Here is a 15,757-nt window from a genome sequence, read left to right as displayed (position 1 = left end):
TGCGCTATCTGCCAGACGGCCCACCCGTCATGCGCCGCGTTAGGAAGGTTTCCAGCCGGATCATGGCATCATAGATCAGCACGGCAAACAGGCCGACGATCAGGCCGCCTTGCAGCACATAGGCCGTGTTGTTGGTCAGCAAACCGGCGATAATCACTTCTCCTAGTGTTTTGGCAGCGACGGTGGATCCGATTGTTGCAGTGCCAAGGGCGATGACAACAGACAGGCGGATACCGGTCAGAATGACGGGCAGGGCGAGAGGTAGCTCTACCCGGGTCAGCCGCTGCCGCCCGTTCAGGCCAATGCCGCGGGCGGCCTCCATCGTGGCGGGGGGCAAGGTGGTCAGGCCCGTAATCGCATTTTCAAAGATCGGCAGCAGGCCATAAAGGAACAGCGCCACAAGCGTCGGACCGGCACCAAATCCAAGCGCCGGCACCGCCAGCGCCAAAACGGCAACGGGCGGAAAGGTCTGGCCGATATTGGTGATTGTGCGTGACAATGGCAGGAACGCCGCACCGGCGGGGCGCGTCACCCCAATGGCAAGCGTGACCGCCACCAGCGTCGCGGTAGCAGAGGCCAGCATGACCAGACCAAGATGGTTCAGCGATAGCGACAGCAGCGACGTGCGTTCATAAATGACAGGGCCACCAGCGGGTGCAAATGGCGCAAAAGCCCAGGTGAACCAGCCCGGCCGCACGACAAGGGCGATCAGCAGCGCCGTCAACGCGGCGCGGCGCAGCAATCCGCCGCTCATGCCTTGGCCTGCGCATGTGCCCGGATCGCAGGCAAGGTGACACGCCCGATGATCGCATCGCCGCGGCTGACGGGCAGCGCGTCGCGCCCGGTCCACAGGCAGGCAGACAGGGCATCGCGCAGGCTTGCCTCTGGCGCGATCGGCTCGCCCGTGGCGGGGCCGTCTTCTATGATGTCGGACACGGCGGTCAGGGACAAAAGCCGAAGGGGGCGATCCACACCGCCGACCATATCGGCGACAAAGGGGGTTGCGGGGTTTTGTATGATCTCGCTCGGGGTGCCATGTTGCACCAGTCGCCCGCCGTCCATAACAGCGACCCGGTCGCCAAGATGGATCGCCTCTTCCATGTCGTGGGTGACCAGCATGATAGTCGAACCAAGGGCGCGCTGGATACGCCGCAGATCGGCCTGCGCCCGCGCGCGGATGATCGGATCAAGCGCGCCAAAGGGTTCGTCCATCAACAACAGATCGGGCCGCGAGGCCAGGGCACGCGCGACCCCGACACGCTGCTGCTGACCGCCCGACAGCTCTGCCGGATAGCGGTCCCGGAATTGCGCCGGGTCCATGGAAAACAGATCCAGCAACGCGTCGACGCGGGTGCGTATCTTGTCCTTGGGCCAGCCAAGCAGTTGCGGCACGGCCCCGATATTGCGTCCCACGGTGTGATGCGGAAACAGCCCGTGCCCCTGAATGGCATAGCCGATCCGCCGCCGCAGGATATGGCCGGGCATCGATGTTGTCGCAACGCCGTTGATCCGCACCTCGCCAGAGCTTGGCTCTTCCAGCCGGTTAATCATGCGCAAAAGGGTCGTTTTGCCCGAGCCAGATGTGCCGACGATCACAGTAATGGTGCCGGTTTGTACCGTCATCGACACGGCATCCACAGCGGCCTTGCCGTCATACACCTTACTTATGTCGTCGATTTCGATCATGGTGTGCCTTTCGGGGCGGGCCGTCTTTGCGGCTGGGTCAGGGCGACAAGAATATCCATCACGACCCCGGCGACAACGGCCAGCGCGACGACTGGCAAGGCCCCCAGCAAGATCAGGTCGGTGGCCGTCTGGTTTAGCCCTTGAAATACAAAGGTGCCAAAGCCGCCGCCGCCGATCAGCCCGGCGATGACGGCAAGGCCGATGTTCTGCACCAGAACGATACGCAATCCGGCAAGGATAATTGGCAGGCCCAGCGGCAGTTCGACTTTGATCAGGCGCTGGGCAAAGGTCATGCCCATTCCCCGCGCGGCCTCTTGCGCGGCAGGTGGCGTGCTGCTTAGACCGGCGACCGTATTGGCGACCACCGGCAGCAGGGAATACAGCACCAGAGCAATAAAGGCAGGGGCAAAGCCGATGCCGGCAATGCCGATTGCCTGTGCACCGGGGACGGTATCGCCCACCCAGCCCAAAAGCGGGATCATGATGCCGAACATGGCCAGCGACGGGATCGTTTGCAAAAAGCTAAGGGCGGGCAGCAGCGTATCCTGCAGCGGCGGCCTGCGATAGCAGGCGATGCCAAGGGGCAGACCGATCAGCGCCGCCACGCCAAGCGATCCGAGTGACAGCCACACATGCCGGGACAGGGCATCGAAAAATGCGGATTGCCGGCTGGCAAATTCCTGCATGACCGAAAGGGGTGACAACAGGCCAGACATCAGCACCGCCGCCAGCAAAGTCAGTGCAACGGTCAGAATGCCAAGCCGCGCCCAAGGCCCTGGCGACAGTTGGGTCAGACCATCAGCCAGTAGCAACGCCAGCACTAATTGCAGGCACCAGAAACCGGCCCCCGGTGACACGCGGGCATATGGACCCGCTCCGTCCAATAGGTTCGCGCTGCCAAGCGTCAGAAGCCAGACCAGCGCACCCAGACCAAGGGCTGCCCCGGCGATGCGTAACATAGGCCACGCACCCAGTAACCCCATCGCCAACGCGGCAAGCAGGGCCGCCAGCGCAGGCGCGGTGACGCCCGGCCCGGCAAGGTCCCAGGCCCGAAACCCGTCGCCTGCGACAATGCGGTTTGCTGCAAGCGTCATATAGGGTGCGGCCAGCGCCGCGCACCCAAGGGCAAAAAACAACAGGCCCGGCGCTGAAAGCGCCGGGCCTGTGATACGGTATGACCGCTTGGCCGCGATTACTGCAACACTCCGATCTGCGTCAGATAATCGCGTGCCACAGCCTCTGCCGGCTCTCCTCCAACCTGGATGCGGCCGTTCAATTGTTGCAGCGTCGCCATGTCAAGATCCGCAAAGATCGGGTTCAGAATGTCGGGGATCGCGGGGTATTCGGCCAGCACCTCGCCGCGGATTACGGGGGCGGGTTCATAGACTGGCTGCACACCTTTGTCGTCTTCCATCACAACAAGACCCGTCGCGCCGACACCGCCATCGGTGCCATAAGCCATCGCCGCATTCACCCCCGATGTGCCGCGTGCGGCCGCTTGGATCGTGGCAGCCGTATCGCCGCCTGATAGTACGACTGTCTGATCTGCCGACAACGTGAATCCGTAAGTGTCCTGCATCGCAGGCAACACAGCCGGAGAAGAGACAAATTCGGTCGAGGCCGCCAGTTTGATATCACCGCCGCCAGCGACCCATGCGCCGAAATCGGACATGGTCACAAGGCTGTTTTCCTCGGCCACGGGGCCGGTCACTGCAATGGCCCAAGTGTTATTCGCCGGCGCGGATTGCAGCCAGACCAGACCATTGGCGTCCAGATCAAGCTCTGCCGCGCGGGCATAACCGGCTGCGGCGTCTTTCCAGATCTCGCTGTCTGCCTCGTTGAAAAAGTAGGCCGCGTTGCCGGTATATTCGGGATACAGGTCGACCTGGCCAGCCAGCAGCGCCTCGCGGACGACTTGCGTTCCGCCCAGTTGCAGGCGGCGTTCGACAGGCAGCCCTGCATCTTCAAGGGCAAGGGCAATCATGTTTCCCAGCAGCCCGCCTTCGGTATCGATCTTGGACGATACGGTGATATCGGCCTGTGCCGCCGATGTTAGCGCCGCAGTCAGTCCCAAAGCGGTAAGAGTAATTTTGTGAGCCATGCTTGCAGTGTCCCTGTTGACCAGCGCCTGCACCGCCTGATGCAAGCCTTCCATTTGAAATCTAGCGTCACCACGCGGTTTGCCAAGTCAGTTTCACAAGGCACAGCCGCTTCGACGTTCCTGCGAGCGTCAGACCTGGCTGGCGCGGCAAAAGATTGCCTTGTTAAAGCAAGTTTTAAGGCGCGATGGTTCGGAAACAAATTTCGGGTTCCGCGCCAGCTGTTTGTGCAAACTTACCACCTGCAGGGCGGTTTGCTGGTTCAATGTAAGGAGAGCGCTGGCTGGGGTGGTAGGATTCGAACCTACGATACACGGTACCAAAAACCGATGCCTTACCGCTTGGCTACACCCCATCAGCAAGGCGGTGGATACGATAAGAGCTTGGGGGCTACAAGCCCCTGAACGCACTTTTTCGCACTATTCTGACTGACCGCCCGCGCGCAGTAGATCGGGGCGGTCGTCGCTATGCCTTTCGGTTGCAATCATGGCATCCAGGGCGTTTTCGTGGCGTGAATCTACGGCGATTGGCGCGTCGTCATCGGGCAATGACGCTGTGCTGTGCGTGGCCGTGCGGCTGATGCTGATGGCCTGTGTGTTATCAGGTATCGTGATTCCCGCCGTTTCAAGTGCGCGTTTGACTTTGCGAATGGCTTCCCCCTGAGCCAGCGCCAAAGAGGCGCTGCGTTGGTCGATCCAGCCGGTGACTTGCATGGCTATCCCGCCTGCCTCCAACGCTTCGATCCAGACTTGCGCGTCAGGGGTATCAAGGACAAAGGGCAGGTCTTGCACCGTGGCCTCGATCAAAGCGCGGGCAGCGGACAGGTCGCTGTCGCGGGCCACATCGATGCGGAATTGAAACCGCCGTTCCGCATTGCGGGTGTAATTGATAAGCCGGTTGGAAAAGACTGTCGCATTGGGGATGTGAATATGATTCCCGTCGTTCGACAGCAAAATCGTCGCGCGGCTGGTTAGGCGGATGACCTTGCCCTGATCGCCATTGATTTCGATCAGATCGTTCGGCTGGAACGGTTGTCGGATCGACAGCATGATCGAGGCGATGAAGTTTTCGACCGTGTCCTTAACGGCAAAGCCAAGGGCAAGGCCGACGATCCCGGCAGCGCCAAGAATCGTGCCTAGCAAGGCGGTCGCGCTGAGGATATCCAGCGCGATAACAAGCGCGAGCACGACAAAACCAAGGCGCAGGATCTGGCGAAAAATCTCTGCGATAAAGGGATTGGGGGCAAGCCGGTTCCATGGCTGGGGACGCCGCGCAATCCAGAAACCACCCCAGACAATCAATGCGAAAATGACTGCCGCGACTGCAAGCAATGGCAGGAATGCAATGGCTTGGGTCATCCGGGTCTGAAAACGGTCCAGAACCGGGTTCAGCCGCGCACCGACATCGGATGTTTCGAAAACAGTGTTGCGGGTCGCCACGACCCCAGCCACGCGGTTTGCCAGTTCGTCAAGGCGGGCCGCATCGCTGGCATTTGTCACTGTGCCGTCAAAAGTAACGACACCTTCTTGTACCGTGACTGTGACCGCGTCGTATCCGCCCAGCACCCCCAGAATATCTTGAAGCCGGTCCCCGATTGCACCGTCCTGCTGCGTTGTGGCGACGGTATCGATAGTCGTGGTGGGGTCCTGCGCCGCCAAGGGGGCGGCGAGGCAGGATAGAACGGCAATCAACAGCAGGTGGCGCATGGGCAGCCCTTTTTAATTTGGCTGCCCTGCAAACGAGGGCAGGGGGGTAGAGTCAGACCCGCAGCGGGTTCGCCTTGGCCAGTGCATCGAACTGCATCAGCGAGGTCACCAGCGCGCCCATCTGGTCCAGCGGGATCATATTCGGCCCGTCAGAAGGGGCGGTATCCGGTGCCTCGTGGGTTTCGATGAACACGGCGGCGATGCCGATACTGACAGCGCAGCGCGCCATGACCGGCGCGAATTCACGCTGCCCGCCGGACGATCCGCCCTGACCCCCCGGTTGCTGTACCGAATGGGTGGCGTCCATAACGACGGGATAGCCGGTTTTGGCCATCGTCGGCAGCGACCGCATATCCGCAACCAATGTGTTGTAACCAAAGGAAGCGCCGCGTTCGGTCAGCAGGATGCGCTTGTTTCCGGTGCTTTCAATTTTCGACACGACGTTAGGCATGTCCCAGGGGGCCAGAAACTGTCCCTTTTTGACGTTGATGACCGCGCCCGTTTCGCCAGCGGCCAGAAGCAGGTCGGTCTGGCGGCACAGGAAGGCGGGAATTTGCAGCACGTCGACAACTTCGGCGACAGTGGCACAGTGGTCAATGCCGTGAATGTCCGTCAGGACCGGGCAACCGATGGCGTCCTTGATGCCTTGCAGCACTTTCAACCCCTCATCCATGCCAAGGCCGCGCATGCCCGACAGGGATGTGCGGTTCGCCTTGTCATAGCTGCCCTTGAAAATGAACTGCGCGCCGGCAGCTTTGCAGACCTCGGCCATCTGGCCGGCGATCATCTGCGCGTGGTCCGCGCTTTCCAGCTGGCAGGGGCCAGCGATGACCAGAAGGGAGCGGTCGTTGCCGACCGTCAGGTCGCCGATTTGGACGTCATGCATCAATTTGTTACCTGTTCGCGAAGGACGGAAGCGGTGATAGAGATCATAAGGTAGATGCCTGCAAAGATCAAAAAGGCCAAGATCGAATTCTCGAAGGCTTTGGGATAGGTCGCCTCGTCCGGTGCGACGGGTTCGACACCCATCGACAAATAGCGGACCTGGCGGTTCGCCTCGATCCGGGCCGTTTCCATCTGGGTCAGGGCCTGCTGCGCCAGCATGGTCTGGAAGGTATAGTTCTCCTCGGCCAACCGCAGTTCGGTATTGCGCGACGCCAGCGACGTGCCTGTGATGGCAGAGTTCGTCATTTGGTTGCGCAGATCGGCGATCAAGGCTTCGATATTGGAAATCTGCGCCTGCAAGCCATTCACCTGCGCCTCGTTCGGGACGCGCACGTTCAGCCGTTCCTGCAAGGACAGCGTCAGGCGCTGGCGTTCGCTTTCAAGCTGGGAAATCTGCTGCGTCCGGGCCTGCGTTTCGCCGATGGGATCGATCTGCTGCACGTCCTGTTGCAACTGCAACCACGCGGCAAGGGCGTCGCTTCGTTTGCCTTCGGCCGATTCGTAGCTTTCGCGCGCACCGGCCATCTGGTCTTCGCGCAGACGCTGGGTCAGCTGGTCGACCTGATCTTCGGCATAGCCGATCAGCGCCTCTGAAAACTCTTGGCTGGTTTCGGGCGACGGGGCGATGACGTCCATTTTCAGGATGCCTTCGGTCGGGTCATAGCTGATCTTGACGCGGGTCTTGTAGACGCCAAAGGCAGCCTCGTTGGTTGCATCCTCCGGCAGGCGCTGGATGGCATCGATCGCGGGATCGCTGAATACCGCCTTGAAGCCGTGGTCTTGGTCCAGACGGACCATCGCGGCCCGCGACGACAGGTAGGATTGCACCGTAATGCTGTCCTGCTGCGTGGCCATTGATGTGCCCTGGAACAACCCGCCAAGCCCGCCTGTGGCGGCCGCTGGTTCGGCCTGCTGAATCACGAATTCAGAGCTGGTCGCATACATGGGCGTTGCGACATTGTAGAAGTAATAGCTGACCAGCAGCGTTGGCAGCAGGACGAAAACGGCCAGACGCGACAGCATCATTGCGGTCCGGCGCCTGCGGCGTTTGCCAAGGTCGGCCTGGATTTTCATGATTTCCGACAGGTGCCGGTCGGCCGGGCTGGCAAATTCCGTGGACGGAAGGTTGCCGGGGGTATCCGCCATCGTTTGCGGCAGCTGTACGCGGGTATTCGGCATGCCCGCGGATGCACCCAGCGCCGCGCCGGGTGCTGTTGTGCCTCCGGTCGGGCCGCTGCTGGGGGCGACCAGTTCAAGTACCGTGGACCGCTGGAACGGATCGACGCCGGCCAACCGTAGCTGGCGGACCGCATCGAAATCAGAGGTTACGGCCATACCGTTTTTTTGCGCAACGCGGCGGGCCATCCGCAGTTGCCGACCGGTCAAACCTTCGCGGCGGATGTCTTCGATATCGGCGCTGCCCTGCGGCGCGTCGTCCATTGCTGGCGTCTGTGACGCATCCTCTGGCGCGGTGCTTTGGACCGCGCGTTCTTGAGGCGCAGGATCAAGACCCGCAGGATTGAGGGGTGCTGCCCGCTGCGCGGATTCCGCCTCTGACGCGTCCAAGGGGGCTGGCGCGGCAGGCTTTGCAGCGCTGACGGGGGTACGGATGCGAAATTTCTTAGCGGTCGGCTTCGTAGTCATAAAGCTGCTTGGCCTCTTCCAGAGTGTCGAACATATGTAGTTTGCCATGACGCAACACGGCGGCAGAGCGGGCGAACCGTTCAAGGGTTTGCGCCTGATGCGACACGATAATCACGGTTGTCTTTTCCAGTCGCTCGCGCAGGATTTCCCCCGCCTTGCGGTTAAATTCCACATCGGTTGTGGATGGCATACCTTCGTCGATCAGATAGATGTCGAATTCCAGCGCCAGCATCAAGGCAAAGGTCAGCCGCGACCGCATGCCCGCGCTATAGGTCCCGACCGGCATGTCAAAGTATTCATCGATCCCGCACAGCCAGCGGCAGAACGCTTCGATATAATCGGGGTCCAGCCCGTAAAGCCGCGCGATATAGCGCACGTTTTCCCGTGCGGTATGGCGGTTCACGACCCCGCCCATGAACCCGAGTGGAAAGGAAATACGGCAACCGCGGTATATCGTGCCTTCGTCAGGTTTTTCCAATCCGGCCATCATGTTGATCAGCGTCGTCTTGCCGGTACCGTTTGGTGCAAGGATGCCAAGCGAATGACCCAGTTCGACGCGGAACGACACGCGATCAAGGATGACCTTGCGCGTCTTGCCTGTCCAAAAGGACTTGCTGACCTGATTGAATTCCAACATCGCCTTGCCTGATCCGCCCATCGCACGGGTGCGTTTTTCATGACGCAACAGAGTTAACTGTCCGTCACATCGTCCCTTCTTTTCATCGGTATGCCGCAGAATTATGGCTAAAGACAGGCGGAAGTCGCAGATGCGGGGGCTTTCACCGGGGTGTGACCGCGCGTTAGCGGTTGATTAGGGCGGGCGAGCCCTAAATGGACGGCATGGACCTGAAAGATGACATTGCGGCCTGCCGTATCTGTGCGGACCGCTTCGCCGGAACCGCGACGCAACATGCGCCGCGTCCGGTCGTCTGGTTCAATGGGCCACCGCGTATTCTGATTGCCAGTCAGGCCCCCGGTGCACGGGTGCATGCGGCGCAGACACCGTTCTGGGATCGCTCTGGCGATCGGCTGCGCGATTGGCTCGGTATCGGTCACGACGATTTCTATGACCGGGACCGGGTTGCGATTGTGCCGATGGCGTTCTGCTTTCCGGGATATAACGCCGCAGGATCCGACCTGCCGCCGCCGCGTGTCTGCGCCGCGACATGGCGGCAGCCGGTGATGGACAGCCTTGGGGATATTCCGCTGACGTTGCTGATTGGCGGCTACGCGCAAAGCTGGCACCTTGGCGGTAAGGTCGGTGTAACGGACCGCGTGGCTGCGTGGCGCGATCACGCGCCGCGCGTGTTCTGCTTGCCTCATCCGTCGTGGCGCAATACGGCTTGGCTGAACCGCAACCCCTGGTTTGAGACCGATTTGTTGCCCGTGCTGCGGGCCCGCGTAAAAGAGGTGCTGTCATGACTGCCGCCCCCGATATCGAAACCGATCTGGATCGCGCCCATGCCGTGATGGGCGATTCCGACAACCAGCGTCTGAAGTTCTATGAACAGCTGGCCGATACGGACCTGTTCATTTTGCTTGATTCCGAACCTGATGGCGACAGTGTGCGCCCCTCACTGTTTACGGTGGATGGCGCTTCTTACACGCTGGTCTTTGATGCAGAAGAACGTTTGTCCGCCTTTACCGGCCGCGCCGCGCCCTATGCCGGTCTTCCGGGCCGCGCGTTAGTGCAGATGATGGCGGGGCAGGGCATAGGGCTTGGGCTGAACTTGCAAACCGGCCCCAGCGAAATGCTGATCCCCGCCGATGCGGTCGACTGGCTGGCCGCAACACTGGATCATGCCCCCCAGCAGGCAGAGGCGAAGTTGACCGGTGTGTCCCGTCCCACAGGTCTGCCGGATGCGGTGCTGGATGCGCTGGATCGCAAGCTAAGCCGCTGCGCCGGTCTGGCGGATCATGCCTTGCTGGTGGCAGCGGATTATGCCGACGGTGCCAAAGGGCATGTGCTGGCCTTTGTCGATGCGCCCGAAACAGCGCAGGCCGCACTGGCCCATGCGGCAGGAGAGGCACTGACCTTTTCCGGCATTGATGCAGGCGTGATGGACGTGATGTTCGTCGCAAGCGCCGATGCAGTGGCGGCCCGTCTTGCCCGCGTCGGCCTGCGGTTCGATCTGCCTGACGTGTCCCGGCCAGCGGCGGCCGTGCCGATGGCACCCGGGTCCGACCCGTCAGCACCGCCAAAGCTGCGTTAGGGCAATTCAGTAGCCAGCCTTGCGGTCCACAAGGTGCAGAAACGGCAGGCCGGCCTCTCCGCGGCGGATGTTTTCCGCAATGACCTGCGCCGCTGTATCTGGACGCGTCGTCGATGCGATATGCGGCGTGACGGTCACACGGGGGTGGGACCAGTAAGGATCATCCGCCGCAAGGGGTTCCTTGCGAAAGACATCCAGCGTTGCCGCGCCGACTTGGCCGCTGCCAAGCGCCGCCAGCAATGCCGCGTCATCAATCAGCGGCCCGCGTCCGGGGTTAATGACAAAGGCCCCCGGTTCCAGCAATGCCAAGGTGTCAGCGTTCAGGATGCTGTCCGTCGCTGGCGTCTGCGGTAGCAACAGCACAACGCCTTGCGCGCCGGACAGGGCTGCTGTCAAACCGTCATCGCCCGACAGACAGGTCAGCCCGTCGATCTGCTTTTGGGTCCGGCTCCATCCCGTGACCGGAAAACCAAGGGCGGCCAAAGCCTGCCCGCAGGCCGCCCCCAGCGCACCAAGGCCTAGCACCGTGATCGGGCGATCTTTGGCCAGCGGCGGATAGACCGTATCGCGCCAGACGCCGTCCTGCCCAGCCAAATGCGCATCCATCCCAAGGTGGTGGCGCATGGCGTGGCCGACCACATATTCGACCATCCCGCGTGTCAAACCGTCATCTACCATTCGCGTCAGCGGCTGCGTCAGTGTCGTATTGCCGACAACGGTTTCAACGCCAGCCCAAAGGCCCATCACGACCTTTGTATTCACGTAGGGCATGAAATCCTTGACCGGCCCGTTCGGGGCAAAGACGATGTAGCGCGTATCCTGCGGTGCGTGATCGCGGGACAGATCGCAATTCAGCCCGGCAGCGGTAAAGGCGCGGCGCAAGGGGGCCTCGTATTCATCCCATGCGGCGGGGCGGGCGGAAAATAGGACGTTGATCATCGCGGCTTATGCACATGCGCGGATTGCACCAGACCAAAGGCCACCATCAACACTAGCATCGCGGACCCGCCATAGCTGACCAGCGGCAGCGGTACGCCGACCACCGGTGCCAGTCCCGTGACCATCGCCATATTGACCGAAAAGAACAAAAAGAACGTCATCGCGATCCCCATGGTCAGCAACGCCGCAAAGCGGTCCTTGTTGTTCATGGCAGAGGCAACGCAGAACACAATGATCAGCACATAAAGCGCAAGGAGCGAGAACGCGCCGACAAAGCCGAACTCTTCTGCCAAGGTAGTAAAGATAAAGTCGGTGTGCTTTTCGGGCAAAAAGTTCAGCCGGCTTTGCGTGCCTTGCATAAAGCCGCGCCCGGTCCAGCCACCCGATCCCAGCGCAATCTTGGCTTGCGTGATGTGATAGCCCGCGCCAAGCGGGTCATTGGCGGGGTCCAGAAACGTATCGATCCGGCGGAACTGGTAATCCTTCAGCAGCTGCCATGTCGTGCCCCGGCTGACAAACACCGCATAAACAGTGCCCACGCCAGCGCCGATGACGGTCGCAAAATAGGCCCAGTGCACGCCTGCCAGAAACATCACCGACGCCCCGCCGAACAGCAAAAGCAGCGCCGTCCCCAGATCGGGCTGCGTCAGTACCAATGCCGTTGGCACTAGGATAAAGATGACCGGCAGCGCCACCCAGACCGGATGCGACGTCTTGTTTGTTGGCAGCCAGTCGTAATAGGCCGCCAAAAACATAACGAGGGTAATTTTCGTTAGCTCTGACGGTTGTAACCGCATAAAGCCCAGATCAATCCAGCGCTGTGCACCCATGCCGACAGTGCCGAAAAACTCTACTCCGACCAGCAGCGCGACAGAGATCGCAAAGGCAAGGCCGGCCATATTGCGCCAGAACCAGATCGGCACCATGCCAACGCCGATCATCAACACAATGCCCAGGATGAAACGCTTGACCTGCGGCTCCATCCAAGGCTGCGCCGATCCGCCTGCAACGGAATACAGCATGACAAATCCGGCAGAGGCGACGGCCATCAACAGCATGATAACCGGCCAGTTCAGATAGAGGATCTTGCGAAACCCTGTCGGGACGAACTGGGTGTTATGGGCAAGATAGCTCATCAGACACGGTCCTGTGCTGGTTTGATCTTTGTGATCCGCTCTGCGATGCGTTTTTGCTGTTCCTCGATCCGGGCGCGATCCGCTGCAGGATAGGCGTCTAGCGGGGGCGGGCCGTTATAAAGCGCCTGCAGCATGATATCGCGGGCGATAGGAGAGGCCGCAACTGATCCGCCGCCGCCATGTTCGACAACGACCGCCACGGCGAACTTCGGGTTGTTGACCGGCGCAAAACATACGAACAGCGCATGGTCGCGCCGTTCCCAAGGCAGATCTTCGTTGCGGGTCACACCGCGAGCGCGTTCGTCCGCCGTGATGCGCCGCACCTGCGATGTTCCTGTCTTGCCGGCCATTTCGAACCCGGCGGTCATGATTTTGGCGCGCGCGCCGGTGCCGCGTTTATCGTTAATGACAGCGTCCATCGACTGGCGGCAGCGGCGCAGCATGTTTTCGTTGATCCCGAGGGATTCGCCGATGCCGCTTGGTTCTTCTACGCCGTCGATAGATTTGATCAGCCGCGGTGTCACCACTTTGCCCGTCGCAATCCGTGCGGTCATGATTGCCAATTGTAAGGGAGAGGCCAGCACATAACCCTGACCAATCGACGCATTGACCGTGTCGCCGATCCGCCAAGCTTCGCCGCGCACTTCGGTTTTCCACGCCTTGTCAGGGGCCAGACCCGATGACACGGCGGACAATGGCAGGTCATGTTTGATCCCGATGCCCATCTTGCGGGCCATTTCCGCGATCTTGTCGATACCGACCCGCTGGCTGACTTCGTAGTAGTAGCAGTCGCACGACACCTTCAGGCTGTCGTGGAAATTTACATTCCCATGGCCGCCGCTTTTCCAGCAGTGAAACCGTGTGCCGCCGACTTCTGTATAGCCGGGGCAGTAGATGGTTTCTTCGGGGCTGATGGCACCGGCCTCCAGAGCGGCCAGCGCAGTCACCATCTTGAACGTCGATCCGGGCGGATAGGCACCCTGCACAGCCTTGGCCGCAAGGGGGCGGTATTTGTTTTCGTTCAAATCGGTCCAATCCTTGACCGAAATGCCGCGTACGAACAGGTTGGGGTCAAACGACGGGGCAGAGGCGATGGCCCGCAAATCGCCGGTTTCCAGATCAATGACCACCGCGCCGCTGCTTTCGCCGTCCATACGCGCCTGCGCATAGGATTGCAGCCGCTCGTCCAGCGTCAACTGAATGTCCTTGCCTGCCAGACCTTCCTGCCGGTCCAGTTCCCGCATGACGCGGCCAAGGGCGTTCACCTCGATCCGCTTGGTGCCGGCCGATCCCCGCAGGGTGTGCTCCAGCTTGTTTTCCACACCGGTCTTGCCGATCTGGAACTTGGGGATTTGCAAAAGCGGGTCCTGATCTTCGATCTTGGACAAATCGTAGTCGCTAACCGGGCCGACATAGCCGACGACATGGCCCACATCCGCGCCATAGGGGTAATGGCGGGACAGGCCGACCTCGGCGCTGACACCGGGCAGGGCGGGAGCGTTCACATTGATCTTGGCCACGTCTTCCCAGCGCAGGCGATCGGTGATGGTGACAGACACAAAGGACGACAGCTTGCGCATATCTTCCTTGGCGCGTTCGATATCGGCAGGGTCGATATCGACGATGGTTTGCAGCCGGGCCAGCACGGCATCCACATCGCCGGCGTCTTCGCGGACCATGACAACACGGTAGTTCTGTTCGTTGGCCGCCAGCGGAATACCGTTCAGGTCAAAGATCAGACCCCGCGCCGGCGGTAGCAGGCGCACATTGATGCGGTTTTCTTCGGCCAGCAGGCGGAACTGATCGGCCTGTTCGATCTGCATCGATTGCATCCGCCAGCCCAGCACGCCCGCCACGCCAAGCTGCGCCGACCCAAGGATCAACGCACGGCGGCTGATGCCGCGCGACGACTGTTCGTTATCCTTGACGGGTCGCTTCATAACCGGTGCCCCAGACTATCCACCTGACCGGGCGCGGGCCGGGTCAGACCAAAAAGAACCTGCGCCACCAGCACGACAACCGGATAGATCACAATGGTCATGACCATCTGGATCAAGGTCAACGTCAGCGGCGCCTGCGGGGTCAGCATGATGGCCAGCACCAGACGGTTTACCAGCGTAATCATGACAATCCCAAATGCCACTGTACCCCATTCCAGCGCCAAAGGCACGTTGCGCAAACCACGAGAGCGTGATCGCACCGCCTCTGTCAGGATAACAACCAATGCAGCCCAAAGACCGGGGGGGCGCTGGAACAGCAGGTCCGTCAGCAGGAACACGGCAAAAACGACAATAAACGGCAGAAATTCAGGTCGCCGCGCGACCCAGGCCAGCGATATGGCCAGCAGCAGATCCGGCGCGGCCCAGCCGGGCGGCGCGGTATCCAGCGGCAAAAGCTGGATAAAGATCACCGCCGTCGCCAAAGCCAAAAAGACGGCGCGGCCGATCCAGATGCGGGCGGCGGGGCTTTCAGCCATCGCTGCCCGCTTGTGCCGTCTGTGGCAACTGGGGGCCAATCAGCGCTTCTTCGGGGATCAGCAGGCCGCCGGGGTCATTGATATCCTCGTGCGCATGGGCGCGCAGGATCCGCAGAAATTCCAACCGTCCATAGTCAGCCGCCAGTCGCACACGCAGGCGGCGGTCGCTGCCAAGGGCAACCTGACCAATCAGCAGATCGGCCGGAAATACGCCGCCATCGCCGGATGATACGACCCGGTCACCGGGGCGGACGGCATCGGCGTTTTCCAGAAATTCGAGAGGCGGGTTCAGCGTATTGTCGCCCGCCAGAATCGCCTTTTGCCCGGATGGCTGGATCGTGACGGGAATGCGGCTGGACGTGTCGGTTAGAAGGATCACGCGGGACGTGCTGCGCCCCACACCGCTGATCCGCCCCACAAGTCCGATGCCGTCCATCGCCGGCCAGCCGTCAACAATTCCGTCGCGGTGTCCGACGTTCAACAGTACCGATTGGCGAAACGGCGACCCGGAGTCTGTCATCACGACGCCGGTGATATAGGTCAGCTGCGGATCAAGGCGGACGTTGTTCAGTTCCAGCAGGCGGGCGTTTTCCTGCTCCAGCTGCAGGGCCGCCTCTTTCCACGCTTTCATCTGCTGCAATTCGCGGCGCAGGTTGGCGTTCTGTTCGGACAGGGCGGAATAGCTGCGGAAATCATCGACCAGTTCCACCGCGCCTGTCACCGGAGCCATGGCCCAGTCAAAGGACGGCACGATCTGGTCGATCACCGCCGCGCGAAAGCGTTCCACGCGGGGGCTGTCGATGCGCCACACCAAAAAGATGCCGAGCAATACAACAACACCAACCCCGACCAGCAGTCTGCGGATCGGGGCGATGAAATCGTTATGCGTGTTGCGATCACGGGCCAAGGCGCG

The 15,757-nt window shown here is 61.2% G+C and carries 15 protein-coding genes and 1 tRNA gene; 2 read left to right on the top strand and 14 right to left on the bottom strand.

From position 1 onward, the window contains the following. Positions 1-4: 4 nt before the first annotated feature. From SJY10_RS14260 to SJY10_RS14220, 9 genes are all read right to left on the bottom strand, one after another. Positions 5-754 (bottom strand): ABC transporter permease, encoded by a 750-nt coding sequence (locus SJY10_RS14260; RefSeq protein WP_386683784.1) that lies wholly within the window; start codon positions 752-754, stop codon positions 5-7. Then, positions 751-1,686 carry an ABC transporter ATP-binding protein gene (locus SJY10_RS14255; protein ID WP_386683782.1) on the bottom strand — a complete coding sequence of 312 codons (936 nt, stop codon included), beginning with the start codon at positions 1,684-1,686 and terminating at the stop codon, positions 751-753. Before SJY10_RS14255 ends, SJY10_RS14260 begins: the two co-directional genes overlap by 4 nt. Then, a complete protein-coding gene (locus SJY10_RS14250) occupies positions 1,683-2,780 on the bottom strand; it encodes an ABC transporter permease (protein WP_386683780.1) in 1,098 nt (365 codons plus the stop codon). The genes SJY10_RS14255 and SJY10_RS14250 overlap by 4 nt, the downstream gene beginning before the upstream one ends. Positions 2,781-2,878: 98 nt before the next feature. After that, the gene (locus SJY10_RS14245; RefSeq protein WP_386683778.1) at positions 2,879-3,787 is read right to left on the bottom strand and encodes an ABC transporter substrate-binding protein; all 909 of its coding nucleotides are present in this window, start codon (positions 3,785-3,787) and stop codon (positions 2,879-2,881) included. A gap of 278 nt (positions 3,788-4,065) precedes the next feature. Next, a tRNA-Gln gene (locus SJY10_RS14240) sits at positions 4,066-4,140 on the bottom strand. Positions 4,141-4,204: 64 nt separating this feature from the next. After that, complete coding sequence (locus SJY10_RS14235; RefSeq protein ID WP_386683776.1) at positions 4,205-5,491, bottom strand: mechanosensitive ion channel domain-containing protein; 1,287 nt, start codon at positions 5,489-5,491, stop codon at positions 4,205-4,207. A gap of 52 nt (positions 5,492-5,543) precedes the next feature. Then, the gene (gene kdsA / locus SJY10_RS14230; protein WP_386683774.1) at positions 5,544-6,377 is read right to left on the bottom strand and encodes a 3-deoxy-8-phosphooctulonate synthase; all 834 of its coding nucleotides are present in this window, start codon (positions 6,375-6,377) and stop codon (positions 5,544-5,546) included. Continuing rightward, complete coding sequence (locus SJY10_RS14225) at positions 6,377-8,080, bottom strand: capsule biosynthesis protein (protein WP_386683772.1); 1,704 nt, start codon at positions 8,078-8,080, stop codon at positions 6,377-6,379. The genes kdsA and SJY10_RS14225 overlap by 1 nt, the downstream gene beginning before the upstream one ends. Continuing rightward, entirely contained in the window at positions 8,058-8,717 is a 660-nt protein-coding gene (locus SJY10_RS14220) for an ABC transporter ATP-binding protein (protein WP_386684697.1), read from the bottom strand. The genes SJY10_RS14225 and SJY10_RS14220 overlap by 23 nt, the downstream gene beginning before the upstream one ends. Positions 8,718-8,920: 203 nt before the next feature. Here SJY10_RS14220 and SJY10_RS14215 point away from each other — a divergent pair, with 203 nt between their 5' ends. Further along, positions 8,921-9,502, top strand: coding sequence for a uracil-DNA glycosylase family protein (locus tag SJY10_RS14215; protein ID WP_386683770.1), 582 nt, complete (start codon positions 8,921-8,923; stop codon positions 9,500-9,502). Next, positions 9,499-10,293, top strand: a complete 795-nt coding sequence (locus SJY10_RS14210) for an SseB family protein (RefSeq protein WP_386683768.1) — start codon at positions 9,499-9,501, stop codon at positions 10,291-10,293. The genes SJY10_RS14215 and SJY10_RS14210 overlap by 4 nt, the downstream gene beginning before the upstream one ends. Positions 10,294-10,299: 6 nt before the next feature. On the opposite strand, the gene SJY10_RS14205 is transcribed toward SJY10_RS14210, so the two are convergent. The 5 genes from SJY10_RS14205 to mreC are packed head-to-tail and all read right to left on the bottom strand — an operon-like array spanning position 10,300 to position 15,751. Continuing rightward, positions 10,300-11,232: a 2-hydroxyacid dehydrogenase gene (locus SJY10_RS14205; RefSeq protein ID WP_386683766.1), complete on the bottom strand. Its 933-nt coding sequence runs from the start codon at positions 11,230-11,232 to the stop codon at positions 10,300-10,302. Further along, complete coding sequence (gene rodA, locus SJY10_RS14200; protein WP_386683764.1) at positions 11,229-12,368, bottom strand: rod shape-determining protein RodA; 1,140 nt, start codon at positions 12,366-12,368, stop codon at positions 11,229-11,231. The genes SJY10_RS14205 and rodA overlap by 4 nt, the downstream gene beginning before the upstream one ends. Further along, positions 12,368-14,308, bottom strand: coding sequence for a penicillin-binding protein 2 (gene mrdA / locus SJY10_RS14195; protein WP_386683762.1), 1,941 nt, complete (start codon positions 14,306-14,308; stop codon positions 12,368-12,370). Before mrdA ends, rodA begins: the two co-directional genes overlap by 1 nt. Continuing rightward, entirely contained in the window at positions 14,305-14,844 is a 540-nt protein-coding gene (locus tag SJY10_RS14190; protein ID WP_386683760.1) for a rod shape-determining protein MreD, read from the bottom strand. Before SJY10_RS14190 ends, mrdA begins: the two co-directional genes overlap by 4 nt. Then, a complete protein-coding gene (mreC, locus tag SJY10_RS14185) occupies positions 14,837-15,751 on the bottom strand; it encodes a rod shape-determining protein MreC (RefSeq protein ID WP_386683758.1) in 915 nt (304 codons plus the stop codon). The genes SJY10_RS14190 and mreC overlap by 8 nt, the downstream gene beginning before the upstream one ends. Between the last annotated feature and the right edge of the window lie 6 nt (positions 15,752-15,757).

The sequence above is a fragment of the Loktanella sp. R86503 genome (genome assembly GCF_042466455.1).
Classification (GTDB): Bacteria; Pseudomonadota; Alphaproteobacteria; order Rhodobacterales; family Rhodobacteraceae; genus Loktanella.
This window is presented reverse-complemented; position numbering and strand designations above follow the sequence as displayed.